This is a genomic window from Streptomyces sp. NPDC096048, from assembly GCF_044763415.1.
Taxonomy (GTDB): domain Bacteria; phylum Actinomycetota; class Actinomycetes; order Streptomycetales; family Streptomycetaceae; genus Streptomyces.
The window spans coordinates 573296-597722 of sequence record NZ_JBIWGG010000005.1; the positions used below are offsets into that span (position 1 = coordinate 573296).

Below are 24427 nucleotides of genomic sequence, written 5' to 3' on the forward strand. Positions count from 1 at the left end.
GCCGGTCGCTCGCGGAGACCGGGGAACGGGTCACGGTGGAAAGCCGTCTCTCGGGTGGTTCCCGGGACGTGCGTCCTTCGGATGCGGTCCGGCCCGCAGGTCCGCCAGTACGTCCCGGGCGGCCCGGCTGCCGGAGGCCAGTGCCCCCTGGACCGATCCGGTGGCGCGGTGGTCCCCGCACACGTAACGGCCCTCGGCCCAGCGTGTGGCGCGGTTCAACGGCCACGGCGGACGCATCACCGGCAGCGCGGCCTCGACGGTGTACGTGGCGACCGGTCGCCAGTCGGCCGTGTCGGTGCCGTACAGCCGCGCCGCCCGCCGACGGACGGTGCTCTCACCGTCCGGTGCGCCCGAGCCCAGGACCGACGTGGAGACCAGCGCGGTGCCCGGCGGCGCGTAGGTGGGGCTGACCTCGGTGAGCACGCAGGTGTTGAGGACGGCGAGCGTGCTGTCGACCATGAGGGTCGGCTCGGGCAGCGGTGAGCGGTCGGTCGCGTGGTAGTAGGTGGTGACGGTCCGGCCGGGCGGTACGTCGAGCCCCGGCAGCAGACGTGCCGCGGTGGCGGCGTCGGTGGCCACGACCACGGTGCCGGCCGGTCGCTCGGTGCCGTCGTGGAGCAGCACACCCCGGTCGGTGAGGCCGCGGACGGGTGAGTCCAGCCGCACGGTGCCCTCGGGGAGCCGGGCGGCCAGGAGGCGCGGCACGCTGCCGATCCCCCAGGTCGGGAGGCAGAGGGTGCCGCGGGCCATGCTGCGCCACACGAGGTGGAAGAAGCGGGCCGACGTCTCCAGTTCCGGCTCCAGGAACACGCCGGCCAGGAAGGGGCGCAGCAGGTTGTCCACCGCGTCGCGGGACAGTCCGCCGCGCGCCAGGGCCTGGGCGGTGGTCCGGTCCCGGCCGCGTTTGAGGAGGGCGGGGGGAGCCAGTGCGTCGCGGGCGGTGAGGCCGGCCAGAGCGGTGAGGTCCCTGGCCCCCAAGGTCCGGCCCGGCAGCAGACCGCCGGCCTCGCGCGGGCGCCGGGTCGGGTCGGTGAGACGCGCGACGCCGGACGGCGTGTGGGCCAGCACCCCGGGGGTGAACGTCCGTAGGCCCAGCCTTCGCAGCGGCAGCAGCCGCCGGACCTGCGGATAGGCGGTGTTGAAGACCTGGAAGCCGCGGTCCAGGAGGAAGCCGTCCCGGCGGTCCGTGCGCATGCGCCCGCCGACCTCGTCGGAGGCCTCGTGGAGCGTCACACGCAGGCCGGCGCGGGTGAGGTCGAAGGCGCAGGCCAGCCCGGCGAGGCCGCCCCCGACCACGATGACGTCCGGTTCCCGGCCGCGCCCGGTGCCCACCATGCCTGCTCCTTCCGGCTCCCCATCAGCCTGAGCCCCGCGTGAGGGTCACACCACTCGGACGGGACTGTGCCGGTCATGACCTCATGCTGGGAACGGGCCGGTCACGGCGCGGCGCCGGCCGACGGTGCGGGAAGCCACGGCGAGGGTCCGCATGTCACGCCCCCGCACTGGTGGCCCGCGCTCGCAGCCGCCGCCCACGCCGCGTCGGTCCCCAGGGCTTGAGGAGCGAGATCACCGTCATGAAGACGTAGGCGGACAGGGAGACGACCGGCCCGAACAACACCTCGCCCGCGTCGGGCAGCGTCCCGCCCGCCGCGACCGCGGCAACGGACGAGTTCACCCCGGGACGCAGCGCGAAGACCGTGGCGGTCGCCGTGGCCAGCGTCAGCCAGAACTTCGTGTACACCCACCGGTGCCGGGCCAGTCCCCACGGAGTGCCCAGGGCCAGCAGCACACCGCTCGACAGGGTGAGGAACGCGAGGGGAAGCAGGAGCCAGTCGGCGAAGAGCTTCATGCCACGGACACTGGCCTCCACGGTCACCGCGGAAGCGGTGGTGGCGGCGGTGGCCCCGAGCGCCAGCAGCCCGAGCGAGAGCCCGAGCCAGCCGGCGGAGGCGACGACATGGACGACGAGGGAGGCCCGGCGGGCGGGGCGGCTGAGTTTCACCCCACCCACGCTGCCGGGCGACGGCCGTGGAGGCGTCCGGCGACGGGAGTAACCCCGTGTACTGACCCGGGCGTACACGGCGGGAGGTCGCCGTGCCCCGAACGGCGCAGCCGTTGGTCTCCCGCCCTGCCGGGCGCCGTCGTGCGCCCTAGGCTGACACGCGTCCGCAGGAAACGCCGCTAGGAGTTCTCATGCGTCTGCCCATCGAACTCAGGCATGTCGCCCCACGGCTGGCAACCGGGGCCTTCATCCTCAACTCCGGGCTGTCGAAGCGCGGGGTCGATGAGCAGACCGCCGCCATGCTGCACGGAATGGCGAAGAACACCTACCCGTTCCTCGACAGGATGCGGCCCGGGACCTTCGCCCGGCTGCTCTCCGCCGGTGAGACCGCGCTCGGCGCCGCGCTGCTCCTGCCGGTCGTACCGACGGCAGTGGCGGGTATCGGCCTGACCGCGTTCTCCGCCGGGCTGGTGGGCCTGTACCTGCGCACGCCCGGCATGCGCGAGGAAGGAAGCCTGCGCCCGACCCAGGAGGGCACGGCTCTGGCGAAGGACACCTGGATGCTCGGCATCGGCCTCGGATTCGTCGTCGACGGACTCACGCGCCGGGGCCGGTGACGGCACAGCGCCCGCCACCGGGCCGCCACGGTAACGAGAAGCATCACCGGCATTAACGGGAAACCACGGAATCCGTAATGCAGTGTGATTCCGTTCGGATTTCGGCGAATGAGCGCCGGACAACTGCAGAAACACACGTCACCTCACTATGCTGAAACCGCTTCGCCGAGTTGGCGCAGCGGCTGCCGACGTGCCCGGGGAGGGGCACCGACCGCAGTTTTCGGGGGTGCGGAGAAAATCGAGGGAACGGCAGATGCTGTTCCCGTCTCGAGTATTTCGCGAGGTCGACCGGAATCCGTCGCGGGCCCATTGTCCCGCCACCCTCGGAATTCGTTCGACGAAAGCTGAGGAATATCCGTGAGACGCATGACCTCCGCACTGCTGTCCCTGAGCGCCCTGCTGGCGACCTCCGCCCTGGCCACTCCCGCGGCCGTGGCCGCCCCGGAGGCCGACCGGCCGGCCGCCGTGCCCGCCGGATGGGAGGCGGTGGACGCGAGCGATCTGGCGCGGATCACCGAGGAAGCGGGTGCCCGGAAGGCCCCGCTCGCCGCCGGGGACGGCACCCTCGCCGCGGACGCGGAGCCGGAGCTGCTGGCCATGCAGTCGGCGCGCAACAGCCGGTTCGTGGCCACCGAGGTGAACTACGCCGCCCCGAACACCGGTGCCCTGCGAGCTCGTTCGGCCGAGATCGGCGGTTCCTGGGAGAGCTTCGCCTTCGAGTGGGACGAGGCCACCGAGACGTACGCCCTGAAGTCCCTGGCGAACAACCGCTACGTGGCGGTGGAGAAGAACTTCACCGGCAGCGCGCAGAACGTGCTGCGTGCCCGCTCCACGAGCGTGGGCGGCTGGGAGCGGTTCTTCGTGTACTACAACGAGAGCCTGGGCCGCTGGGCTCTCCAGTCCACGCTGAACGGGCTGTTCGTCACCATGGAGAACAGCTACACCGGATCGCTCCAGTACGCACTGCGCGCCCGCTCCACCGACATCACCGGCTCCTGGGAGGAGTTCGTCCTGTACGACCTCGGCGCCTGACGCCCGTCCAGCCGAACCATCGGTGCCCGTAAGGAACTTGGGCGCCGGTGGTTCGCGCCTCGCTACCTTGTGAACCGCCACGACCGGCGCGACACTGAACATGTTCCCGGTCTGCCTGTTCACCCCTTCAGCACTTCGAACCGTCCGTGAACCGCCCAGAGCGAAGGAGCCGGTGCCGGTGCGCGGCGACGCCGACACGGCCCGTTCGGCCTGAGCCCGACCCCAGCGCCGTCTCGGGCCCGGGGCGCCGCCTCGTGCTGGGAGCCGGTGTGGCAGCGGGGCAGGCGCTGCCGGGCTCTCGACAGGGCCGATCCCGAGGCACCGGGCCGGCACCTGGGTGCCGGTCGCGGCCATCCCGCGCTGGACATCGGCTGCGGCGAGGGCGCACTCACCGCGCACCTCGCCGAACTCGGCTACCGAGCGGTCGGCGTCGACTGGTCGAAGGTCGATGTCCACGAGCTCGACCCGCCCTTCCACTGCTACCGGCCGCGCCCCTGACCCCGTCCGTACGACCAGCACCGGAGGGACTCCCGTGACGCCCCCCCGGGCGCCCGGACCTGATCAGGTCCGGACCACAGGGGCCCCTGGTGCCCGCTCTGCGGGAGGGGCTGGTGGGCGCTCACCCACGGCTCTGGGAGACGCTCCTGGCGGAGCACGGCTTCGAGGCCGAGGTGGCGCGCCTCCTCACCGCCTCGGACGGCGACCGCTCCGCGACGCTCCCGCTCGTGGAGGCCGGGTGTCTGCGCCGAGATCACCGGTGGCGGAGGGTGGCCGCCTCACATGTGTACGTTTTGTCTCCTCCCCCCTGGCAACCCGTTTGGGGTACACCCACGTGCGACGAGGTGAGAACCATGCTGGTGCTGGGTCTCCTGCTCATGGCGGGTGCCGCCGCCTTCGCGGGGCTGCTGATCGCGGACAATCTGTCCGGCGGTCCGGATTACACGGTGTCCCTGCTCGGGAGCGAGCCATTCACGATCAGCACGCTCGGGGCGTTCCTCGGCGGTATCGCGCTGACCCTGATCTTCGGCCTGGGGATGTGGATGCTGCTGGCCGGAACGGCGCTCGCGCGCCACCGCGGCAAGAAGCGCCGAAGGGACCGTGACACCGCCATGCGGGCCACCGCGGAGCGCGACGAACTGGCCGACCGCCTGGAAGGCGACGGCGGCAGCGGCACGGCGGGCGAGACGGCAGGGCACCGCCGCCCGACCACCCACCGGCCGCAGTGGCTCCGGCCCCACGGCCACTGACCGGGCGCGCCCCCTGCGCGCCGGGTCGGTCATTCCTCCGCGTCGCGGACCAGGAGGGCGATCTGTACGCGGTTCTCGACCGCCAGCTTGGCGAACAGGTTGCCTGTGTGCGCCTTGACGGTCGCGACGCTGATGCGCAGCCTCTGGGCGATCTCCGGGTTGCCCAGTCCGTCCGCGATGGCCCGAGCGGTTTCGAGTTCCCGTTCGGTCAGTGTGGCCAGCTGTCTCCCTGCGGCCGCGCGGGACGAGTCGCGGGCGTGCGAGGACTGCGGGCCGGTGGCCGCGGCGATCACTCGTGCCGTGGCCGCCGTGGACAGCACGGGGTTGCCGTCCGCGACGGTCCGCACCGCGTCGAGGATCTGCTGCGGTGGAGTGTCCTTGAGGACGAACCCGAGCGCCCCGGCGCGCAGTGCCCCGAGCACCAGGTCGTCGGAGTCGAACGTGGTGAGCATGAGCACCCGGGGCGGCGTCGGCCTGGTGACGAGTTCCCGGGTCGCACTGAGACCGTCGCGGCCGGGCATCCGGACGTCCATCAGCACGACGTCCGGCCGCTGCTCGTCCACCACGGCGATCGCGGCGTCCCCGTCGGCCGCCTCCGCGACGACGGTCAGGTCCGGTTCGCCGTCGATCACGAGCCGCAGGGCCATGCGCACCAGTTGCTCGTCGTCGACGACGACGACACGCACCGGCTCCGGCTCGCTGTCCACTCAAGTTCTCTTTTCGTGGGTGGGGTTCGGCCAGGGCAGTTGTGCGCTGAGGAGGTACCCGTTGTCGGCTGTGGGGTGATGGTTGAGTTCGCCGCCGGCGAGGTCGACCCGTTCGGTGAGGCCGAGCAGGCCGAATCCTGATGCCGGTGGACTTGCGGACCTGGCGGTGGCCGCGGAATTGCGGACGCTGACGTCTAGTCCTCCGCCCGCTGCCCCTTCGAGGGTGATGTGTACGTGTGCGCCTGGAGCGTGTTTGGCGGCGTTGGTCAGTCCCTCCTGGACGACCCGGTAGGAGGTTCGTCCGACGGCGTCGGACGGTGTCCCCGTCACGGTGGTGCTGAGCGTCACGTGCAGTCCGGATGTGCGGGCGTCGGCCACCAGGCCGGGGATCGCGTCGAGGGAGGGTTGTGGCGCTTCCGGGCGTCCCTGTTCGGCGCGGAGCACGCCCAGGACATCCCGTAGTTCCTCCAGGGCTTGGTGCGAGCCCTCCGCGATGCCGCGGACCAGCACGCGGCTTTCCTCGGCTCCGAGGTCGCCGCGGTGGTCCAGCACTCCGGCCTGCATGGCGACCAGGGAGATCCGGTGCGCGAGCACGTCGTGCATCTCGCGGGCGATCCGGTTGCGTTCCAGGGCCCGTGCCTGCGCCGCCCGTGCGGCCTGTTCCCGTTCGGCGCTCTCCGCACGGTCCCGCAAGGACCGCACTTCCACCCGCCGCGCGCCGACGGCCATGCCCACAGCCACCGCGATGCCCGCGGTCAGCGCGGGGAACGCGAGTCGGAGCCACCACGAGCCGGGCGGGGACTGGACCGGGTAGAACCCGACGGCGAGTTGTGAGGCGGCCACGTAGGCCGGCACGACGACCCCGATCTCCACCGGGCGACGACGGGCGGAGATCGATCCCAGCGCCATGAGCGCGGCGCCGGTGGCGAGTGCCGACACGGTCGAGGCGATCGCGACCGTCAGGGCGACCGCGAGCGGGAACCTCCGCCGCCACCAGAGCGCCGTCAGGCAGCCGAGTGCCACCAGCGGATCACCGACGAAGAACCAGGAGCCCGGTCCGGCCGCCTGTTCCCGCGCCAGCAGCACACCGGTGGAGAGCCAGGCCGGTACGCCCGCCGCCGCGGCCGCCGCCATCCGCCAGGTCTGCTGCCACCACCCGAGCCGTGGCGCGACGTCCATGTTCACCTGGTCATTATCGCGAGACGGTGCGGCCGGTGAGTCAGACCCAGGGCGGATGCGCGCCCTGGACCAGAGTCGAATCACCGCCTCCCGGCGTACGCGAAGTCGTACGGGGCCCAGTCGGTGACGCGGCGGTACCCGAGGCGCTGGTACAAGGCGTTACTGGTGGAGTTGGCCGCGTTCGTGTACAGCACGACCTCCGTGGCGCCCGAGGTGAGCGCGGCCCGGCTCACCTCGGCCGTCACGGCGGCCGCGTAGCCGCGCCCGCGCAGGTGGGCCGGGGTGTACACGGGGTCCACCCGGACCATCCCGGCGACCAACGGGTTCACGCCCGCCAGGGAGACGGGGGTGCCGTCCGGGGTCTCCCAGAAGGTGTAGCTCTTCTCCGCGAAGCGCGTGCCGGCCCAGGAGTCGGCGTCGATGGTGACGTTCTCCCCGAGGTCCGCGGCGAGTTCACGGCACCAGCGCATGAGGTCCTCGTGGTCCTGCTCGCCCAGCATCCGGCCGCGGCCCTCCGGGTGCGGATCCGGCGGCGTGAGCGTACCGAGCCGGTACAGGTGCATGCGGACGCGGAGCGTCGGCGCCGCGCCGGTGTGCCGCTGCCAGGCCTCGGCGAACGCGGTGGCGGTGTCGTGGTCCGCGGTGACGCCGGAGAGAGTGTGGCCGAGGCCGTGCAGACGGGCGGCGAGGGCGTCGGCCCGTTCGGGGGTGAGCGGGGTGAGGGTCAGCCGGCGGGTACGCGGGCGGAAGAAGATCGCCTGGGTCTCGCCTTCCGACTCCAGCCGGCCGAAGAGGACGGTACCGGGGTCGAACGCGCCCGGGCGGGTCCGCCATTTCTCCATCACGGTGAGCGGTGTGTTGTGCAGGACGGGACGCGAGCGGAGGAAGTCTCCGGCCCGGGCGAGAAAGTCGTCGAGGTCTTCGGTGAGGTGCCAGGCATCCGGACGCATGCCTCATGATCCCGCGGACGCTCGCTTCCGGGGAGCGGTGTGGGAAACCGGCCCCGCGCGCCGTGGAAGCGGGCGGCCCCCCAAGGATCCGGATCGATCGTGCCCTTCGGATGATCCAAGGGCGTCAGAATGGTGCGATGGACCATCACTTCGTCGGCATCCCGGAGTTGACCGGCGTTCCCCGTGTCGCTGTCGTCATCGACGTCATGCGCGCCTTCACCGTGGCTGCCTGGGCCTTCTCACGTGGCGTCGAGAAGCTCGTCCTGGCCTCAACGGAAGGGGAGGCACTCGCTCTGAAGGAGAGCCACCCTGGTTGGCTGGCTCTGAAGGACGGAGCTCCGGCAGCGGGCTTCGACGCGGTGAACTCACCCGGCTTGCTCAGGTCATGCGATTTCACCGGCCGCACGCTGGTGCAGAAGACGACGGCGGGAACCGTGGGCGCGCTGGCCGTCGCGGACGCGCCGCTGGTCCTGTGCGCGAGTTTCGTGGTGGCCGGCCCGACCGCGCGGTTCCTGCGGGCCAGGGATGTCGGCCCGGTGACGTTCGTTGTCACCGGTGAGGGGGGCCAGGCCGACGAGGACCTCGCCTGCGCCGAATACATCGGCCACTCCATGGCCGGGGACGACGTCGACGTGGCCCCGTATCTGCACCGCGCGAGGGCCTCTCGTGCCGCGGCCGATCTTGCCGGTGGACTGCGGAGCGGGTACCACCCGGACGATGTCGATCTCTGCTTGGAGGTCGACAGGTTTCCCTTCGCGATGACGGCTCGCCGGGAACAGTCTCTGACGGTGCTCCGTCCCGTTGCGGCGTCCGACGCCCCGTCCGGTAGCGCGGAGTCGGGAAATCAGCCGTCTTCGGCCGGTAGCCGGCCGAAACGCTACGGCTCTCCCGTTCCGCCGCACCGGCCTGGCGGGTGATCGGGAAGCGAGAAGTCGGCCACCAGACCGTAGGAGGGCCGGCTCGGTTAGGGGTGCACCAGCAGGACGGCGCCCAGGGGTTCCGGGAGCGGAAGCTCGGCGGCGAGGGCTCCGCACCAGCCGGTGCGCACCGTCCGCTCGGTCAACTCCAGCGTGTCCGGCACCCTGCGCCCGAAGGAGCGGCGGGCCGCCAGTACGGCTCCCACACCCTCAGCGGACCACCACCGCGGGTGACCGCCTCAGGGAAACACGGCGGGATCCGCGAGGGCAGGCAGCGGGCATAGGGGGCAAAGATGTCCGCGCCCCGGCCACCCGACCCGACGTGGGCAGAGCCCTCGCCACCGGCGAGGTGTTCAGTCGTCCCGGCGGCGGCCACATCGGACTGGCCGCGACGATCATCGCTCCGATCGTTGTCGCCAGCTTCTCCGACGCTCGCTGGACTTTGATCGTCGCAGGCGGTTTCACCACCTGGTTCATCCTCGCGCTCACCGTCATCCACATCAGCGCAGACGCCGCAGGAGAGCAGTCCGACGGGCCGACGTCGCCACTTTCGGCCGGGGCGACTACGTCACCCCCTGACGGGGTTGAACGACAAGGTCAGAGGCCACGGGCCAATAGCAGGGTTACGTCATCGACCGGAGTCGTGGTGGGCAACGTGCCGATCACCGCCGCGCAGAGTTCCTCCAGCGACGAGGTGGTCCGGCCCAGAGCGCCGCGCACTCGCTCCAATCCGACATCGATGTCCTGGTGACGATCTTCAACAAGTCCGTCCGTGTAGAAGGCGATCAGGCTGCCCGCGGGCAGCTTGAGCTCCGCGGACTCGTACGGCAGCATCCCCAGGCCGAGTGGGGTGCCCTGCGGTAGATCAGGAAAGACGACGCCACCACCGGGGTGGACGAGGGCGGGCGGTGGGTGTCCTGCCAGTGCCACCGTGCACGTCCTGGTGGCCGGTTGGTAGACCGCATAGATGCAGGTCGCTCCCATGGACGGGGCTGGCGTACTGGTCTCCTCCTCGTCTTCGATCAACCGGATGAACGTTTGATCCAGCCTGGTCAGCAGCTCCGCAGGGGGCAGGTCCAGATCGGCGAGAGTCCGTATGGCTGTGCGCAGCCGCCCCATGGTGGCCGCAGCGTTGATGCCGTGCCCCACCACGTCTCCAATGACAAGGGCCAGGCGTCCGCCGGGTAGGCCGAAGACATCGAACCAATCCCCACCGACGCTGAACTCAGCGTCGGCAGGGAGGTAGCGAGCCGCCACCTCCATGGCTTCACCACCGTTCACGTGGCGCGGTAACAAGCTGCGCTGGAGGGCGAGGGCGGCGGTGCGCTCGCGGGTATACCGGCGGGCGTTGTCCAGACTCAGCGCAGCCCGCGCCACTACTTCCTCGGCCAACAGTTGGTCGCTCTCGTCGAAGGGCGTCGGGTTCTCCGTCCGTACGAAGACCGCCACGCCGAGAAGTACGCCGCGGGCGTGGACCGGGAGGATCAGCAGGGAGTGCATGCCGAACTCGCGAATCTTCTCGGCCCTGGCGGGGTCCTTGCTCAGCCAGGTGTCGTGAGCGGCGTCGATCCGCGGCTGCAGCAGGGGGCGTCCCGTCGACAAAACCTGCATGAACGGCGAGGTCTCAGGGACGTAAACGACTTCGCCGTTCGCCCACAGGGACTCCGGGACCTCGGCGTTGACCGATGCCCTGCCCGCGCGCCGAAACGTGGGGATGCGCCCACGAGAGGGCCCCAGCCGGTCCAGCGGCTCCTCACCAAGCCGCACTGCCTCCGTCAGATCGACGGTCACGTAGTCGGCAAAGAAGGGAACGGTGAAGTCGGCCAGCTCCTGCGCCGTAGACATGACGTCCAGCGTTGTGCCGATACGGGCTCCGGCTTCGCCGACCACGGCTAGGCGGTCCCCCGCCCATCGGCTGTCATGGACGACCAGTACCAACATGCACACGCCCAGCGGGCGGCCGTCGGCGGCGTCCAAACGCAGGAAAGCGGCGGACAACGTGCGGTCACGCTGTCCTCTCACAGCAGCGGAGACACGGTACTCGCGGCCGGTGACGCAGGCACCCGTGGCCAGCACCCTTCTTATGTCCGCTTCCAGCTCGACGGCGTCGCCTGCCAGCGCCTCCCGCGGCCGACGCCCCAACCGCTGGCTCCGGACAACTCCGTCATAGCGTTCGAGTGCGCCGTTGGCCCAGACACAGCGCAGATCCGTGTCCCATATCGCAAGTCCGAGTCCTGAACGCGCCAGCAGCGCCCTGAGTGCTGCGCTGGCTCCCTCTCCTGCGTTCTCGACCACATAGCCCACGTTGTCCGAGCCGAGAGTGGGGTCCATTGATCCCATGGGTTCCGACCTTCGTGCGTTGCTCATGACCAAGGCCGACATCTCGTCCTTAGAGCCGGTCATCAGGGACAACAGCTGATCTACAGCGTTACTTCCCCGCCGAACATGTCTCCTCACGGCTGAAGCGGGGACGGTCCAGTAGACGGCGGATCCGATGATCAAGGAGACGCCTGACCGCTGTACCGCGGCCCCCGGCTGCGGCACAGCGTCGGCATGGCTGGCCGATCGGGCGGGGGGGGCGTGATTCATGGGTGCCGCATCGGCTCCCGTATCCAGGGATGCTGCACCGACCGCGGCACCGCCCGTTACGGCACCGAGTATCCGCCGTCGATCGGCAGCGCCACTCCCGTGATGAAGCCCGCCTTCTCCGAACAGAACCAGACCACGGCGTCAGCGATCTCACGCGCACTGGCGATCCGACCCATGGGGTGGGCAGCGATGATCGACTTCATGGGTTCCTCGTTCGGATCCATGGTCGCGATCATCGGTGTGTCTACCAGGCCGGGACACAGCGCGTTCACCCGAATACCGTACGGTGCGACCTCGAGCGCAGAACTCTTGGTCATGCCGATCTCAGCAGCTTTGGTGGCGGTGTATCCGGAGAACCCGGAGACACCCACCAGCCCCGCGCCGGACGACATGTTCACCACCGAACCGAAGCCCTGCGCCACCATCTGCCTCAGCTCGTACTTCATCGACAGGAACACACCGCGGATGTTGACGGCGATCATTCGATCCAGCATCTCTGTCGAGTAGTCAGTGGTGAGCTGGAACTCGCCGTCGTAGCCGGCGTTGTTCACAGCGAAGTCCAAGCGTCCCGAGTCCCCGATGGCCGCTCGGACCGTGGCTTCCACCATGGGCTCATCGGATACATCAGCGACAATGTAGCGGGCGGAGCCACCGGCGGCTTCGACCAGCCGCACCGTCTCCTTCAGGGTCTCCTCCGTACGACCCGAGATGGTGACCATCGCACCCTCAGCGGCCAGCGCCAAAGTCGTCGCCCTCCCGATACCGGATCCACCTCCGGTGACCAAGGCCGTTTTGCCCGCGAACTGCTGTGACATAGCTGTCCCTTGCGATTGATACTCGGTGTGGTGATACGGATCTGGTGGTCAGTAACGAGTACTGCTGGTCCGCAGGAGCGGGGACACCGACGTGGTGCGGCCGTCCACGGTGGCTCCGCCGAACTGAATCATCGGAGCCAACGTCCTGTTGTTCTCGGCCGGGAAGTTCAGCGCGGGGGTCGACACGTCATTCAGCACACCCCGCTGGGCCTCGGTGAGGACTACGTCCAGGGCACTCAGATTGGCTTCGAGCTGGTCCAAGCGCCGCGCGCCGACCAGGGTCGAGGTAACTCCAGGGCGTCCCTGCACCCATGCCAGGGCCACCGCTGCGGGACTCGCGCCCACCTGACTGGCGACGTCGTTGAGCGCGTCGATCACCACGTAGTCGGCCTCCTGCGGGACTCCGACCAACTGCGTACGCATAGTGTCGACCGCTCCAGTGGTGGCGCTGGAATACTTGCCGGACAGGAACCCGCTCTTCAACGGCCCCCAAGGCATCACTCCCATCCCCAGTGCCTGAGCCATGGGGATCAGCTCCCCCTCCGAGGTGCGTTCCAGCAGCGAGTACTCCAACTGCAGCGCGATGATGGGGGCCCACCCGCGGAAGCGCGCGATGGTGGCTGCCTCGGCCGTCGCCCACGCCGGCACATCAGAAAACCCGATATAACGGACCTTGCCGTCGCTGACCATGTCGTCCAACGCGCGGAGAGTCTCCTCAACCGGCGTGGACGGATCGAAATTGTGCAGCCAGTAGATGTCGACGTAGTCGGTCCGCAGGCGCCGCAGGGAGTTCTCGAGTTGCCGCACGACCGCCTTCCGGCCCGGCCCGCCTCCATTGGGGTCACCCTCATACAGATTTCCGAAGAATTTCGTACCTAGTACGACTTGGTCCCTCAGCGCCGGCCGACCGACGAGGTAGTCCCCGATGATTTTCTCGGAGTGACCGTTGGTGTAGATGTTTGCGGTGTCGATCGAGTTGCCGCCCCGGTCCAAATAGGCGGCCAGTATGTTCGTGGATTCATCCGGGCTGCTGCCCCATCCGTGATCTTCCCCGAACGTCATCGTGCCCAGGGTGAAGGGGCTGATGCGCAGCCCCGAGCGGCCAAGCGTGACATAGGAATCGAGCGGCATGATGAAGCTCCTTGACTGAATGAGGCGAGGGGAGGAATCTGGCGCCGCCTCCCCTGCACTCCGTCAATTCGACCGCGTCTTGACGCAACCTCCTAGACCGATGCGCGCGGGCTGTTGCACGATACGCTCAACCTTGGCCCTATGGTGTTGGCTCTCAGGCACACTCGTATGGTCTTCTGGAGTGGTGAACCACCTGGAGGAAATCCGCCGCCGGATCGGGCGACTGGCCGCAGGCAGCACCCGGCCGCTGTGGGTCGAGCAGATGGCAGTATTCTCGACCGATCATGTGACCGAACCGCTGGGTACAGTCAATACGCCCATTATCGCACTGACAGCCCAGGGGGCTAAGCGTTCAGTTCTCAACGACCAGATCTTCGACTACCACTCGGGCCAGTATCTCGTCGCGACTGTCGACCTACCCTTGACCTCCCAGATCACCCGTGCCACGCCCGCCGAGCCGTTTCTCGCGTTCGGGGTGCCGTTGGAACCGGCGATCATCGCCCAGTTGCTGCTGGAGGCCACCCCTACCGCGGTCGCCTCTCACGTCGGCCCGGGCATCGCGACCAGCGACGCCGACGAGAAGTTGCTGGACGCTCTCGTCAGGCTGCTGCGCATGCTCGACGATCCACGTGACATCCCCGTATTGGCGCCCGCCGTCCGACGCGAGATCCACTGGCGACTGCTCAACGGACCCCAGGCAGCGCTGGTCAGACAGATTGGCCTAGCCGACAGCCACATGGCTCTCGTCGCCCGGGCGATCTCGTGGATCAAGGCCCACTACGACCGGGTGATTCGCATCGAAGACCTCGCCGACGAAGTCAACATGAGCGTTTCCTCGCTCAACCGGCATTTCCGCGCGGTGACCGCGATGAGTCCGCTGCAGTACCAGAAACAGCTCCGACTCCAGAAAGCCCGCATCCAGCTGATCGCAGCGCCGCACGACGTGGCTGCGATCGGGTACGCGGTCGGGTACGAGAGCCCCTCGCAGTTCAGCCGTGAATACCGGCGCATGTTCGGGGCTCCGCCAAGTCAGGACGCAGCACGACTCCAGACTGCGGCGATCGTGCAGGAATAGAGACCCCCGTCAACATCAGGACCAGTGGGCGGCCCGGTCCGCTCCGGGCGTCCTCACGGTGAACTGGTACGCGTTGAATAACGAGCCGACCCCGGCTACCGGAGAGTGGCGTCCGGGTGCTCGCTCCCCTTGTCGGCGGCGGCTTGGCCCCGGCCGCGCGCTGGTGAGCCCGGCGGACAGTGGAACCACCGAGACCGTCCCCTCCACGTCTTCATCCGCATTAGCGGTGGCCAGGACAGCGGCAAGAATGCGTGACCAGGTGCCGTCGACGGCCCACCCGATGAGACGCTTGTGCGCTGTCCGGCAGGATCCGAGTTCCTCCGGCGGATCCCGCCAGGGCGAACAGGTGCGGTACTTCCACGCGATGGCCTCAAGGGTACGACCGTGGTCGGGTCATCGCCGACCGCGGACCGGATCGGCCGGCATCAGCGGCTCGATCCGGTCCCACATCGCATCAGTGATCACCAGCCGGACGGACATGTCCGATCAACTGACCGGCACACCAGAGAGACACGCTCTAGTCGTGGGTGGTGGGCTGTGCGGCGTCGTACTCGGCGAAGACCTCACGCGCCACGCTGTAGCTGTCGAACGCACGGGCGACACCTGCGTAGACGGCCATCTGGATAAAGGCTTCGACGATCTCCTCCTTGGTCACGCCGTTGTGCAGGGCGATTCGCAGCTGGCCGCGGAGCGGCTCCACGACGCCCAGGCTCGCCGTGATGGTGACGGAGATCAGTGCACGGGTGCGTAGGTCGAGATGATCGGTACGGGGCCAGGCGTCATTGAAAGCGTGTTCGGTCGCGATCCGGGTGAAGTCGTAGGCGTTGGTCGGCTCGGAGGGCCGGGGTTCGACGAACGGCGCCAGGCTGAAGCCGAGGATCCGCTCGGCGTTGTCCAGGGCTTGGGCGTATCGGGCAGTGTGTTCGGGCATGCCGCGATTGTGCATCGGGGCGGCGAGATGACGGCGCACCGCGAGCCGCGGAGCGTCGCACCCGGCTGCGACGAATCGGCATACCCGCAGGTCACACAGAGCAGCCCACGAGTTCCACTCAATCCTGTTGGCCATCACGACGCAGTGATCGCCTCCCCGGTCTCGGTTCCGAGGACACCTTGATCCCGACCGACGGGACGCGCATCGGTTGGCGACAGATCGAGGCCATATTGGCGCCAATCCTGACGTAGATTGTCGCCATGACGGTTGACAATAGCCCCGGGCCGCGTCTAGCGTCGACAGCATCGGAAAAGTAACCCTTTGCCCAAGAAGAGGCGCATCCGTCATGAAACGTCAGGACGTAGAAGTCGAGCTGCGTGACCGCGTACTGCGCGGGGACCTGGCCCCCGGTGACCGCCTGCCGGAGGTACAACTGGCCGAAGAGCTGGGGACGACCAGATTCGCGGTCCGATCCGCCCTGCAGGCCCTGGAAGCTCGCAAGCTCGTCGAGCGTGTCCCCAACGCGGGCGTCGTGGTGGCACGACTGAACTACGACCGCCTGCAGGAGATCTACGATGTTCTGGAGCTTCTTGAGGGTCTGGCCGCGCGACTGGCCGCGCAGAAGTCTCGGCCGGTCGACTGGGCCGAGCTGCGGGAGCTGTTCGCCGAGGGCGGCCCCTTGGACGAGGCAGCCGACGACGATGACATCGACGCGTTCCTGGCGGCGATCGACCGGTACCGCGACACCGTCATCAGGCTGGCCGATCAGAGTTTCCTCACCGAGATGCTGGCTGGCGTCCGCGACCAGTCGCACGCGCTCCGACGTCGCATCCTCATGACTCCGGGACGTATGCGGGAAAGTCTGACCGAGCACCGTTCGGTGATCGATGCCCTCGCACGCGGGGACGCCGAGGGCGCCGAACAACTCAAGCGGCACAACATGCAGACCGCGCGCAAGCGACTGCACCGGTACCGGGACTTCTTGATCTGACAGCGGCACGACCACTCACAGCATCCGGCGAACTCCCAGGAAGCAGCGACATGTCCCACCATCACAGTGCACGCAGGAAGGCCCTGAAGTCCCTTCTCGCGGCCGACCGGACCGTGGTCCTCGCCGGGGCCTACGACGCCCTCAGCGCACAGCTCGTCGAGCGGGCCGGATTCGAGGCCACATACGTCGGCAGCTTCGCCGCTGCCGCATCGGGATTCGGCATGCCGGACGTCGGGCTCTTGACCTTGAACGAGATGGTCGAGCAGACCCGCCGGGTGGTCGAGGCCACCTCGGTACCCGTCCTCGCCGACGCGGAGAACGGCTTCTACGATGCCCCGAACCTTTGGCGGACAATCCAGGCCTTCGAGTCCGCGGGTGTGTGCGGCGTACACATCGAGGACAACCTCGGCGGCAAGCACACGGCCAGACCAGCTGGACTGCTTCCCACGGAGCAGATGTCACAGAAGATCCGTGCCGCAGTCGACGCTCGGACGGACCCGGACTTCCTGGTCATCGCACGCTCCGACGCGGCATGGGTGAATGACGATGCGGGAGAGTGCGTCGAAAGACTCGAGAGTTACGTCACTGCCGGGGCTGACATGGTCTTCGCGCCGGCGCTCTCCGCTGGTGACCTTGCCCGGTCCCGCGAGCGCATCGCCGCCCCCGTCATGGTCGCGGGTGATCTGCTGGACGTGCCGGGATCGGATGTGCCCGCGCACACGATCGAGGAGTACTCCCAGGCCGGCGCCGATGTCGTCCTGCTGTGGTACACGCTGATCGGCGCCGCGTCGAAGGGGGTGAGCGATGTTCTGCGTGCGTTGCGAGCCGGCAAGGAGATCAGCTCGCTGAAGGACTTCGTCACCGACCAACGTGCCTTCGAGAGCCTCATGGGCTACGACGAGTTCGAACAGCGCAGCATGCGTTACACCACGCCGCCCGTCTCGATGTGATCCACCCCGTTGCCATACGAGAAGAAGGAAAGTCTGTGCGCACCATTCCAGAGGGGACGCCGGGACAGCCACGCGACAACCGAGGAGCAGAGGGCCCCGCGGCGGTTCTCTTCGAAGGCGCCCGAGTGATCTTGGGCGAGGGCGACCTGGTCATTGAGGACGCCGGCATGGTCGTCCGCGACGGCCTGATCGAGGAGCTCGGGCCTCGGGAAACCATCACCCCCGCCCCCACGCGGCAGACCGTCTCCCTGGCCGGAAGAACGGTCATGCCCGCGATCGTCAACCCGCACGGGCACATCGGCTACTGGAAGGGAGCGGGCGCGAATTCCGCGAACTTCTCCGAGCGGAACATCCTCGACCACCTCCGCCGCCTCGTCTACTACGGCGTCAGCGTGTTCCAGTCCCTCGGGACCGACCGCGACGACACCGAGATCCGCGTACGCGACATGCAGCGCAGGGGCGAACTCGACAACGAAGTCCTGGCCACCCTCTACACCGCCGGCTCCGGCATCGTCGCTCCCACACCCGGCTCCAGCAACGGGGGCCCCTTCTTCGCCGTCGACGCGATCCACGAGGCGACGAGCCCCGAAGACGCCCGTCGGCACGTGCGCGCCCTCGCGGCGAAGGACGTCGACGCCGTCAAACTCTGGCTCGACGACCGGCATGGCACGAAGGCCAGACTCCGACCGGACATCTGCCGGGCGATCATCGACGAAGCCCACACCCACGGCCTGAAGGTCGCCGCCCACATCTACACGGTGGACGACGCCAAGGAGGCGATCCGCGCGGGCGCGGATATCCTGGCGCACCTGCCCAGGACCCCTGAGCCCGACGCGGAACTCATCGAGCTGCTCATCACCCATGACATCGCGGTGTTCACCTCGATGAGTATCCAGCGCCCGGATGGTGACGCCTGGCTCGACGACCCGGCTCTGGCGGAACTCGTTCCCGTTGAGGCGATCACGGACCTGCGCGCCCGTATCCGCGCCAACGCGCCGCAACCACTGTTCGACACGACTGAGTCCTATCAGCGCATGGAAAGCACGCTGAGGACGTTCTTCGACGCCGGCGTGCGAGTCGTCTTCTCGGCGGACACCGGTCTGCTCACCCAATTCCCCGGCTTCGCCGAGCACCGGGAACTGGAAGCGCTGGCAGCGGCGGGGGTGCCGCCTCTCACCGCCATTCAAAGCGCCACCCAGCGCTCGGCCGCCCTCTTGGGACTCACCGACCGCGGCGTCCTGAAGCCGGGCAAGCGGGCCGACTTCATCGTCCTGGACGCGAATCCGCTCGTACGCATGCCCCACACGCGCAGAATCGAGTCCGTCTACCTCCAGGGCCGGCCCATCGACCGGCGCGCCATCCGCGACCGCGTACGCAAGGACGCACACGCGTAGCGGCGCCTGACGCGTGAGCCGTGCCTCATCGACTCACGCAGCGGAGAACCCGCTCCGGCCGCCGAATCGCGGTGACAGCCCGCGCGGGTACGAGCATCACCGTCCCCACCCGCCGTCGGCTGTCCCGGCGACCGCCGGACGCACAGCCCCGGTCGCTGATGAAGCGACGTGCCCGGCTGATCCAGCTTTCCCCCATCCCCACTCATTGGAGGCCCAGTGCCATCCCTCGGCGCACGCGGCAGCTTCTGGACTGCCGGTGCGGTAGTGGCCCTCGCGTTGTGGACCAGCGCATGCCCGACCATGACCTACCCCCTCTACCAAGCCGACTGGGGTGTTTCGACAACGACGATCACGTGGATCTTCGCCGCCTACCCCATCGCGCTGATCCCGGTGCTGCTCCTCTTCGGCAACCTCTCCGATCACATCGGCAGACGTGGTTCCATGCTGCTCGGGCTGGGGGCCCAGTTCATCGGCGTGATGCTCTTCGCTCTGGCGGGTGACGTCGCCTGGCTGCTGCTGGGCCGGGTGTTCATGGGAGTCGGTGTCGGACTGTCCATCTCCCCCGCCAGCGTCGCCATGGTCGAGTTCAGCGCACCGGGCCGGGAGAGGCGTGCCGGTGCCGTCAGTACTGCCACCTCAGCCCTCGGGATCGGCCTGGCGATGCTGGTCGGTGGTGCCCTCACCGAGTACGCGCCCTTCCCGCTCCACTTGAACTTCCTGGTACTGACGGTCGCGATCGCAGCCGTTGCCTGCCTCGTGACCGTCATGCCGCGTCACACCCCGGACGGGACGAAGGAGTGGTGGCGGGTCCGCGCGATCTCCGTGCCCCGGGGCAGCCGCACCATCTTCTTCGCCGGTGCCATCGCCTTGGCCTCGTCCTTCCTGCTCGGGGCGATTGTCCTGCCACTCGGAGCGAAGATCGCGCAGCAACTCGCCGGCTCGACCAACGCGCTCATCACAGGCGCGCTGCTGTCGGTCTTCGCGGCCTGCATCACGATTTTCGCCATCGTGGCCCGATGCCTCCACGTCCGGCTGCTGGTGGTCCTCGGGGCCGCTGGGTCGATGGCAGCGGTGTGGCTGTTCGTCCTCACCGGCATGGTGCATTCACTGCTGCTCTTCTTCCTGGCCGCGGCCGTCGCCGGCGCCGCCTATGCGTTCGACTTCGCCGGAGGACTGACCGTCATGAACCGGTACGCCCCCTCGACCCACCGGGCGGGCATGGTGTCCGGCGGCTATCTCGTCGGCTACATCGCCCAGGGCATCGGCGCGCCGGCGCTGGGCGCCGTCGTCACCGCACACGGACTGATGCCAGGCCTGTTCACCGGTGCGGTGGTGTTCGGCTCCTTCTTCGCCGTCACGCTCGTTGTCGGATTCACCGTCCTGGCACCTGTGCGGCGTGCCGATCGCCACGCCGCCCAACGCGTGATCTCGTCGATTCAGGAGACGGCGGGCACCTCGACGCTGAAGGTCCGGCCCTGACCGTGGAGCGTGTCCGTCCCGGTACGACGAGCAGCGCCCGCTCCGGCCGGCGACGGCAGGCGAGGGCCGCGTTCGGCGGAGCTCTCCTGCCGGTCAGAGGCGACGGCAGGTATCGCAGCCTCCCAGCGCCGAACTCCCGATGTCAGCCGTCTGTCCGAGGTGTCAACAAGTCGGACAGGTCGATGCGGTCGTAGAAGTCCCTGCGGATCCGGTCGGCGACGTCGCTGACGTGTTCGGATCCGTCGTTTGCCGGGTCGATGGTTGTACGGAAGGGGCGGCTGCCCTTCGGCATGCCCACGATGTCGACGATGGCGCGGGCGACCTCGTTGACATCGGCGTCGGCGGGCGCCAGGGCGGCCAGCCGCTTGCCGACCTCGTCCATCAGGCCCGCGTAGAGGACGTCGTACGCCTTCGCCGTCGCGGTGTCCTGCGGGTGCATGGCGTGCGCGAAGTGATTGGTGCCCGAGGTGAACGAGCCTGGGACGACGAGGGCAGTCTCGATACCGAATCGGGCTAGCTCGACGGCGTAGCTCTTGGCCATGTGGTCCATCGCGGCCTTGGCGCCGAAGTAGGGTGCGAGGTACGGGGGCGTGCCACCGTAGGTGCTGGTGGAGCCCACCCACACGAGCAGGCCGTCACGGCGATCACGCATCTGCGGGAGTACGGCCCGGTTGACCCGTTGGGTGGAGACCACGTTGGTGTCGTAGACCTCGGCTATCTGCTCCGGGGTGAAGGATTCGGTAGGGCCCAGAACCATGTGACCGACGTTGTGCACGACAACGTCGAGCGGTCCCGCTTCCGCAGTGATCGTCCCGACCGCCGCGTCGACGGAACTCTGGTCGGAGACGTCGAGTTCGACCGTGCGGAGCTGTACCGCCTGCTGGTCGGCGTAGTCGCGCGCGCCAGCGACCGCTGGGGCGTTGCGGCCGGTGGTGGTCTGGCGTATGCCGCCGTAGACGATGTGTCCGGCATCGGCGAGGGCGCGCGACGTCAGTGCGCCGAAGCCGCTGGAGGCGCCGGTGACGAGGATGACGGAGGGCATGAAGCTTCTCCTAGCGGCGAGGTCGACGAGTGGTCAGGCAAAGGCGATGACGCTGCGACCGCGGGCGGTGCCGGCGGCCATCGCATCGAGGGTGGCCGGAGCCTCCTCCAGGGTGATCGGCGTGACGTCGGGCAGAATGCCGTGCGCGGCGGAGAAGGCGAGGGTGTCGCGCAGGTCGTGGGGCGAGCCGGAGGGCGAGGCCGCCACGTGCAGGCGGTTGAGAACCATGGGCTGGGTGGGCAGGGTCAGGGGCTCGGGGCCGTAGCCGCACAGCAGCAGCGTGCCGTCGGGAGCCAGGCCACCCAAGGTCGCCACCGCGGCGGCGGTGGACGGAGCCGCGTTCAGGACCAGGTCCGCACCGCCGTCCCATGCTTTCAGGACGGTGGACGGATCGGTCTCGTCGGTGGCGACGTAGAGCTCGGCACCCAAGGCCTTCGCCTGCTCCTCACTGCGACGGGACCGGCCGACCACAGCCACCCGGGCCCCCAGGGCCATGGCGTAGCGGACAGCCAGGGACCCGATGCCACCGGCCCCCACGACCGCGACTCGGGCGCCGGCGCGGGCGCCGCCCTGCCGCAGGCCGTTGAAGGCCGTAATACCGGCGCACATCAGGGGAGCTGCGGCCACGGGATCGAGTCCCGCCGGCAATGGCGTAACGAAACCGGCCTTGAACAGAGCGTACTCGGCATAGCCGCCGTCGGCCACGACGCCAGTGATCGTCTTGGACGGACACAGGATCTGGTCGCCGCGGACACAGTAGTCGCAGTGCCCGCAGGAGTCGTACAGGAACTGCGCCCCCACTGCGGTGCCGACCTCCGGCCAACTCACCCCTTCTCCGAGAGCGGTGACGACACCGGTGACCTCATGCCCAGGAATGACGGGGAAGCGCGCGAAGGGGTAATGGCCGCGCAGCAGGTTCAGATCGGAAAAGCAGACCCCACAGGCGAGGACCCTGACCAGAACCTCTCCGACACCGGGCGTCGGGGTGTCACGCTCGGTCAAGGTGAGAGGTGCATTGACCTCCGAAGCAACGGCAGCACGCATCAGATACTCCCCGAACGAGCGACGAATCGGTGGCGATCACTGGCAACGCCGCAATCGCAGCTTCTGAGGTTCCGAATGACCATGTGAACCACATCTGAGATCGTTTCCGCGCCCTGTTACAGGGACCGCTCTGAAAGCGTGTCCAGGCGTGTCAGTCAATTATCCCTACGGGACAGTTCCTGTGTCCAACGCATCTCGCGCCACAGTGATTACAGCAGAGGGAGGCTGAAGAGAGTGTCGGTGGACGAATTTCCTGACAGCGGAGCGGTGACGCGCTTTCGGGGGCCGGGGTGTGGTTACCGCGTACCCGTTACTACAAGGATCCCTGCGATACGGAGGGGGAGATCCTCTGTCCGCTGGTTCCGGAGGACAGGACAGCGGACGGGCCGCTCGGGCGTGGGAGACCCTCAACGCGTTGGCGTCCTGGCTACGGGTCGGCTGCCCCTGGAGGCTCTTGCCGCGTCCTACCGCCGTGGCAGACCGCTTGCCACTACTCGCGGCATCACTAGTCTCCTGAGTCGAGCTGTGGCTGTCGGAGATGACCAGGCGGACGCCAGTCAGGCCACGTTCTCGCAGTTCTCCAGGGCCCCACTCTGCTGGCGGCCAGACAGCCACACGATGGAATCGCCGACCACTGCGGACTGAATTCAGCGAGCTTCTCAGGAGCCTTTTGGGAGGTGAGCGAAGAGCGATGAGGACTGCCAACCACCCGCCCCCCGGCGGTCAGCAAAACCGGCGCATCACCGCAGGTCAGCGCAGCCTCCCCCGCGGCTTCAACGGCACCGCCGGCAGCGACGGCGCGGGCAGCGGAGCCCCGTCGTACCCCTTGACCTCCCCGAACCGTGCCCCTTCCATCCAGTCCCTGCGCGCCTGCACGATCTCCTCCTGGGAGCGCCCGATCCAGTTCCAGAACATGATCAGCTCCTCCTCGAACGGCTCGCCGCCCAGGAGCATCAGGCCCGCGTCCGAGTCGGCGCGCAGGGGCAGTTCGTCGCGGCCGCAGCCGAGGTAGAGCATCGAGCCCGGCACCAGCGGCACGCCGTCGACGTGGGCTTCGCCGGTCATGGACAGGACGGCGTACTCGAAGTCCCGTTCCAGTGGGAGACGTACGTCCGTGCCGCCGGTGAGGGTCAGGTCGGCGCCGACGAGGGGGGTGTACGTCGTTCCCGGCGAGGTGGTGCCGTCGAGGGTGCCCAGGAGCAGGGTGGCCGTCAGGCCGGGGGCGGTGACGACGGGCAGGTCGGCGTGGAACTCGAAGCGCGGGTCGGTGTGGCGGTGGGCGTCCGGGAGGGCGACCCACAGCTGCGCGCCGTGCAGGAAGCGGGCGTGCGAGCGCGGGCTCTCCTCGGAGTGGCTGATCGCGCGGCCCGAGGTCATCAGGCCCAGCTGGCGCGGGCGGATGGTCTGCAGGCTGCCGGTGGAGTCGCGGTGCAGTACCTCGCCCTCGTGCAGCCAGCTCACCGTCTGCAGGCCCATGTGCGGATGCGGCGGCACCTGCATGCCGGGCTCGTCGGCGATGTCGTCGGGACCGTAGTGGTCGACGAAACACCAGGCGCCGACCATGCGCCGGCCCAGGTTGGGCAGGAGCCGGCGGACCTCGGTGGACTCGCCGAGCTTGACGTGGCGAGGGCTGAGGAGCTCCCGCACGGGTTCCGCCACCACGAAGCCGCGGCCTCCGCACAGGCTGGGAACCGCCTCGCGATCAAGATTGCTCATGCCGCCCAAACTAGCGCCGGACAGGCTTCCGCGTCAGACCGTACTCCGACCCGTCACCGTGACGGGTCGGATACACCGGCCCCACCAATGGTGGAATGTTCAACCAGGTGGCGTGGTTGGAGAACACCGAAGGAGGTCTTCGAGTGGACACGACGTACTACGACCACGGAACGCCGACGGAGCGCTGGGAGCGCGCGCGGATGTTCTTCGACGCCAGGGACTACGCCGCCGCGGCACGCGTCCTGAGCGGGCTGGTCGGGGAGGTGCCCGAGCAGACCGGCCCGCGGTTGCTGCTGGCGCGCGCCTACTACCACTCGGCCCAACTGCGGCGCGCGGAGGACGAGCTGCGGATCGTCGTCGAGCGCGATCCCGTCGAGCAGTACGCCCGGCTGATGCTGGGCCGCACCCTCGAACGGCAGGGGCGCCAGGAGGAGGCCGACGCGCAACTGCGGATCGCCTCCGCGCTGTCGGGCGACTTCGCCGAGCGCTGAGCGGCGGCGGCACGGCGGCACAGGGAGCGGCGGGGGGGGGGGGGGGGGGGGCGGCCCCCCCCCCCCCCCCCCCCCCCCCCCCCGCGCGCCCCCCCCGCCCGCCCCACCGCCCCAGGCGCACCCCCCCC

24 protein-coding genes and 1 pseudogene are annotated in these 24427 nt (G+C 68.9%); 11 read left to right on the forward strand and 14 right to left on the reverse strand.

Annotated elements, in window-relative coordinates; translation table 11 throughout:
* Positions 1 to 30 precede the first annotated feature (30 nt).
* Positions 31 to 1335 carry an NAD(P)/FAD-dependent oxidoreductase gene (locus tag ACIQ6R_RS17060; RefSeq protein ID WP_404222117.1) on the reverse strand — a complete coding sequence of 435 codons (1305 nt, stop codon included), beginning with the start codon at positions 1333 to 1335 and terminating at the stop codon, positions 31 to 33.
* A gap of 154 nt (positions 1336 to 1489) precedes the next feature.
* Positions 1490 to 2002 (reverse strand): DUF2269 domain-containing protein, encoded by a 513-nt coding sequence (locus tag ACIQ6R_RS17065; protein ID WP_404222119.1) that lies wholly within the window; start codon positions 2000 to 2002, stop codon positions 1490 to 1492.
* Between the two features lie 191 nt (positions 2003 to 2193).
* On the opposite strand from ACIQ6R_RS17065, the gene ACIQ6R_RS17070 reads away from it, so the two are divergent.
* The 4 genes from ACIQ6R_RS17070 to ACIQ6R_RS17085 all read left to right on the forward strand — a co-directional run bounded on the left by ACIQ6R_RS17070 (position 2194) and on the right by ACIQ6R_RS17085 (position 4898).
* Positions 2194 to 2619 (forward strand): hypothetical protein, encoded by a 426-nt coding sequence (locus ACIQ6R_RS17070; RefSeq protein ID WP_404186836.1) that lies wholly within the window; start codon positions 2194 to 2196, stop codon positions 2617 to 2619.
* Positions 2620 to 2985: 366 nt separating this feature from the next.
* Entirely contained in the window at positions 2986 to 3651 is a 666-nt protein-coding gene (locus ACIQ6R_RS17075) for a fascin domain-containing protein (protein ID WP_404222189.1), read from the forward strand.
* Between the two features lie 267 nt (positions 3652 to 3918).
* A complete protein-coding gene (locus tag ACIQ6R_RS17080) occupies positions 3919 to 4149 on the forward strand; it encodes a class I SAM-dependent methyltransferase (RefSeq protein ID WP_404222122.1) in 231 nt (76 codons plus the stop codon).
* A gap of 353 nt (positions 4150 to 4502) precedes the next feature.
* Positions 4503 to 4898, forward strand: coding sequence for a hypothetical protein (locus ACIQ6R_RS17085; protein WP_404186838.1), 396 nt, complete (start codon positions 4503 to 4505; stop codon positions 4896 to 4898).
* 29 nt (positions 4899 to 4927) lie between these two features.
* On the opposite strand, the gene ACIQ6R_RS17090 is transcribed toward ACIQ6R_RS17085, so the two are convergent.
* From ACIQ6R_RS17090 to ACIQ6R_RS17100, 3 genes are all read right to left on the reverse strand, one after another.
* Positions 4928 to 5605: a response regulator gene (locus tag ACIQ6R_RS17090; protein ID WP_404222124.1), complete on the reverse strand. Its 678-nt coding sequence runs from the start codon at positions 5603 to 5605 to the stop codon at positions 4928 to 4930.
* Positions 5606 to 6784: a sensor histidine kinase gene (locus ACIQ6R_RS17095; protein ID WP_404222191.1), complete on the reverse strand. Its 1179-nt coding sequence runs from the start codon at positions 6782 to 6784 to the stop codon at positions 5606 to 5608.
* Positions 6785 to 6864: 80 nt separating this feature from the next.
* Positions 6865 to 7734, reverse strand: a complete 870-nt coding sequence (locus ACIQ6R_RS17100; protein WP_404222126.1) for a GNAT family N-acetyltransferase — start codon at positions 7732 to 7734, stop codon at positions 6865 to 6867.
* A 137-nt stretch (positions 7735 to 7871) separates the two neighbouring features.
* Here ACIQ6R_RS17100 and ACIQ6R_RS17105 point away from each other — a divergent pair, with 137 nt between their 5' ends.
* Positions 7872 to 8651: a 2-phosphosulfolactate phosphatase gene (locus ACIQ6R_RS17105; protein WP_404222129.1), complete on the forward strand. Its 780-nt coding sequence runs from the start codon at positions 7872 to 7874 to the stop codon at positions 8649 to 8651.
* A gap of 47 nt (positions 8652 to 8698) precedes the next feature.
* Here ACIQ6R_RS17105 and ACIQ6R_RS17110 read toward each other — a convergent pair whose 3' ends face one another.
* The 4 genes from ACIQ6R_RS17110 to ACIQ6R_RS17125 all read right to left on the reverse strand — a co-directional run bounded on the left by ACIQ6R_RS17110 (position 8699) and on the right by ACIQ6R_RS17125 (position 13186).
* Positions 8699 to 8857: a hypothetical protein gene (locus ACIQ6R_RS17110; RefSeq protein ID WP_404222131.1), complete on the reverse strand. Its 159-nt coding sequence runs from the start codon at positions 8855 to 8857 to the stop codon at positions 8699 to 8701.
* A 391-nt stretch (positions 8858 to 9248) separates the two neighbouring features.
* Positions 9249 to 10991, reverse strand: coding sequence for a SpoIIE family protein phosphatase (locus tag ACIQ6R_RS17115; protein WP_404222133.1), 1743 nt, complete (start codon positions 10989 to 10991; stop codon positions 9249 to 9251).
* A 305-nt stretch (positions 10992 to 11296) separates the two neighbouring features.
* Complete coding sequence (locus tag ACIQ6R_RS17120; RefSeq protein ID WP_404222136.1) at positions 11297 to 12055, reverse strand: SDR family NAD(P)-dependent oxidoreductase; 759 nt, start codon at positions 12053 to 12055, stop codon at positions 11297 to 11299.
* A gap of 48 nt (positions 12056 to 12103) precedes the next feature.
* Positions 12104 to 13186, reverse strand: a complete 1083-nt coding sequence (locus ACIQ6R_RS17125) for an aldo/keto reductase (RefSeq protein WP_404222139.1) — start codon at positions 13184 to 13186, stop codon at positions 12104 to 12106.
* A 262-nt stretch (positions 13187 to 13448) separates the two neighbouring features.
* Between ACIQ6R_RS17125 and ACIQ6R_RS17130 the strand changes: the two genes are divergently transcribed.
* The gene (locus ACIQ6R_RS17130; protein ID WP_404222193.1) at positions 13449 to 14261 is read left to right on the forward strand and encodes an AraC family transcriptional regulator N-terminal domain-containing protein; all 813 of its coding nucleotides are present in this window, start codon (positions 13449 to 13451) and stop codon (positions 14259 to 14261) included.
* A 7-nt stretch (positions 14262 to 14268) separates the two neighbouring features.
* On the opposite strand, the pseudogene ACIQ6R_RS17135 reads toward ACIQ6R_RS17130, so the two are convergent.
* Together ACIQ6R_RS17135 and ACIQ6R_RS17140 are read right to left on the reverse strand one after the other, a co-directional pair.
* Positions 14269 to 14741, reverse strand: a pseudogene (locus tag ACIQ6R_RS17135) (transposase); the annotation flags it as partial.
* A 37-nt stretch (positions 14742 to 14778) separates the two neighbouring features.
* On the reverse strand, positions 14779 to 15192 hold the full coding sequence (locus ACIQ6R_RS17140) for a carboxymuconolactone decarboxylase family protein (protein ID WP_404222142.1): 414 nt from the start codon (positions 15190 to 15192) through the stop codon (positions 14779 to 14781).
* Positions 15193 to 15538: 346 nt separating this feature from the next.
* Here ACIQ6R_RS17140 and ACIQ6R_RS17145 point away from each other — a divergent pair, with 346 nt between their 5' ends.
* From ACIQ6R_RS17145 to ACIQ6R_RS17160, 4 genes are all read left to right on the forward strand, one after another.
* A complete protein-coding gene (locus ACIQ6R_RS17145; RefSeq protein ID WP_404222144.1) occupies positions 15539 to 16183 on the forward strand; it encodes a GntR family transcriptional regulator in 645 nt (214 codons plus the stop codon).
* Between the two features lie 50 nt (positions 16184 to 16233).
* On the forward strand, positions 16234 to 17133 hold the full coding sequence (locus ACIQ6R_RS17150; RefSeq protein ID WP_404222146.1) for an oxaloacetate decarboxylase: 900 nt from the start codon (positions 16234 to 16236) through the stop codon (positions 17131 to 17133).
* A 125-nt stretch (positions 17134 to 17258) separates the two neighbouring features.
* The gene (locus ACIQ6R_RS17155; protein ID WP_404222149.1) at positions 17259 to 18527 is read left to right on the forward strand and encodes an amidohydrolase family protein; all 1269 of its coding nucleotides are present in this window, start codon (positions 17259 to 17261) and stop codon (positions 18525 to 18527) included.
* A gap of 264 nt (positions 18528 to 18791) precedes the next feature.
* Positions 18792 to 20006: an MFS transporter gene (locus ACIQ6R_RS17160; RefSeq protein ID WP_404222195.1), complete on the forward strand. Its 1215-nt coding sequence runs from the start codon at positions 18792 to 18794 to the stop codon at positions 20004 to 20006.
* 142 nt (positions 20007 to 20148) lie between these two features.
* On the opposite strand, the gene ACIQ6R_RS17165 is transcribed toward ACIQ6R_RS17160, so the two are convergent.
* The 3 genes from ACIQ6R_RS17165 to ACIQ6R_RS17175 form a co-directional block, all read right to left on the reverse strand.
* On the reverse strand, positions 20149 to 21048 hold the full coding sequence (locus ACIQ6R_RS17165; protein ID WP_404222152.1) for an SDR family oxidoreductase: 900 nt from the start codon (positions 21046 to 21048) through the stop codon (positions 20149 to 20151).
* Positions 21049 to 21081: 33 nt separating this feature from the next.
* Positions 21082 to 22092 (reverse strand): alcohol dehydrogenase catalytic domain-containing protein, encoded by a 1011-nt coding sequence (locus tag ACIQ6R_RS17170; RefSeq protein ID WP_404222154.1) that lies wholly within the window; start codon positions 22090 to 22092, stop codon positions 21082 to 21084.
* Between the two features lie 750 nt (positions 22093 to 22842).
* A complete protein-coding gene (locus ACIQ6R_RS17175) occupies positions 22843 to 23808 on the reverse strand; it encodes a pirin family protein (RefSeq protein ID WP_404222156.1) in 966 nt (321 codons plus the stop codon).
* 143 nt (positions 23809 to 23951) lie between these two features.
* Between ACIQ6R_RS17175 and ACIQ6R_RS17180 the strand changes: the two genes are divergently transcribed.
* Positions 23952 to 24299, forward strand: coding sequence for a tetratricopeptide repeat protein (locus tag ACIQ6R_RS17180; protein ID WP_404222158.1), 348 nt, complete (start codon positions 23952 to 23954; stop codon positions 24297 to 24299).
* The last annotated feature ends 128 nt before the right edge of the window (positions 24300 to 24427 follow it).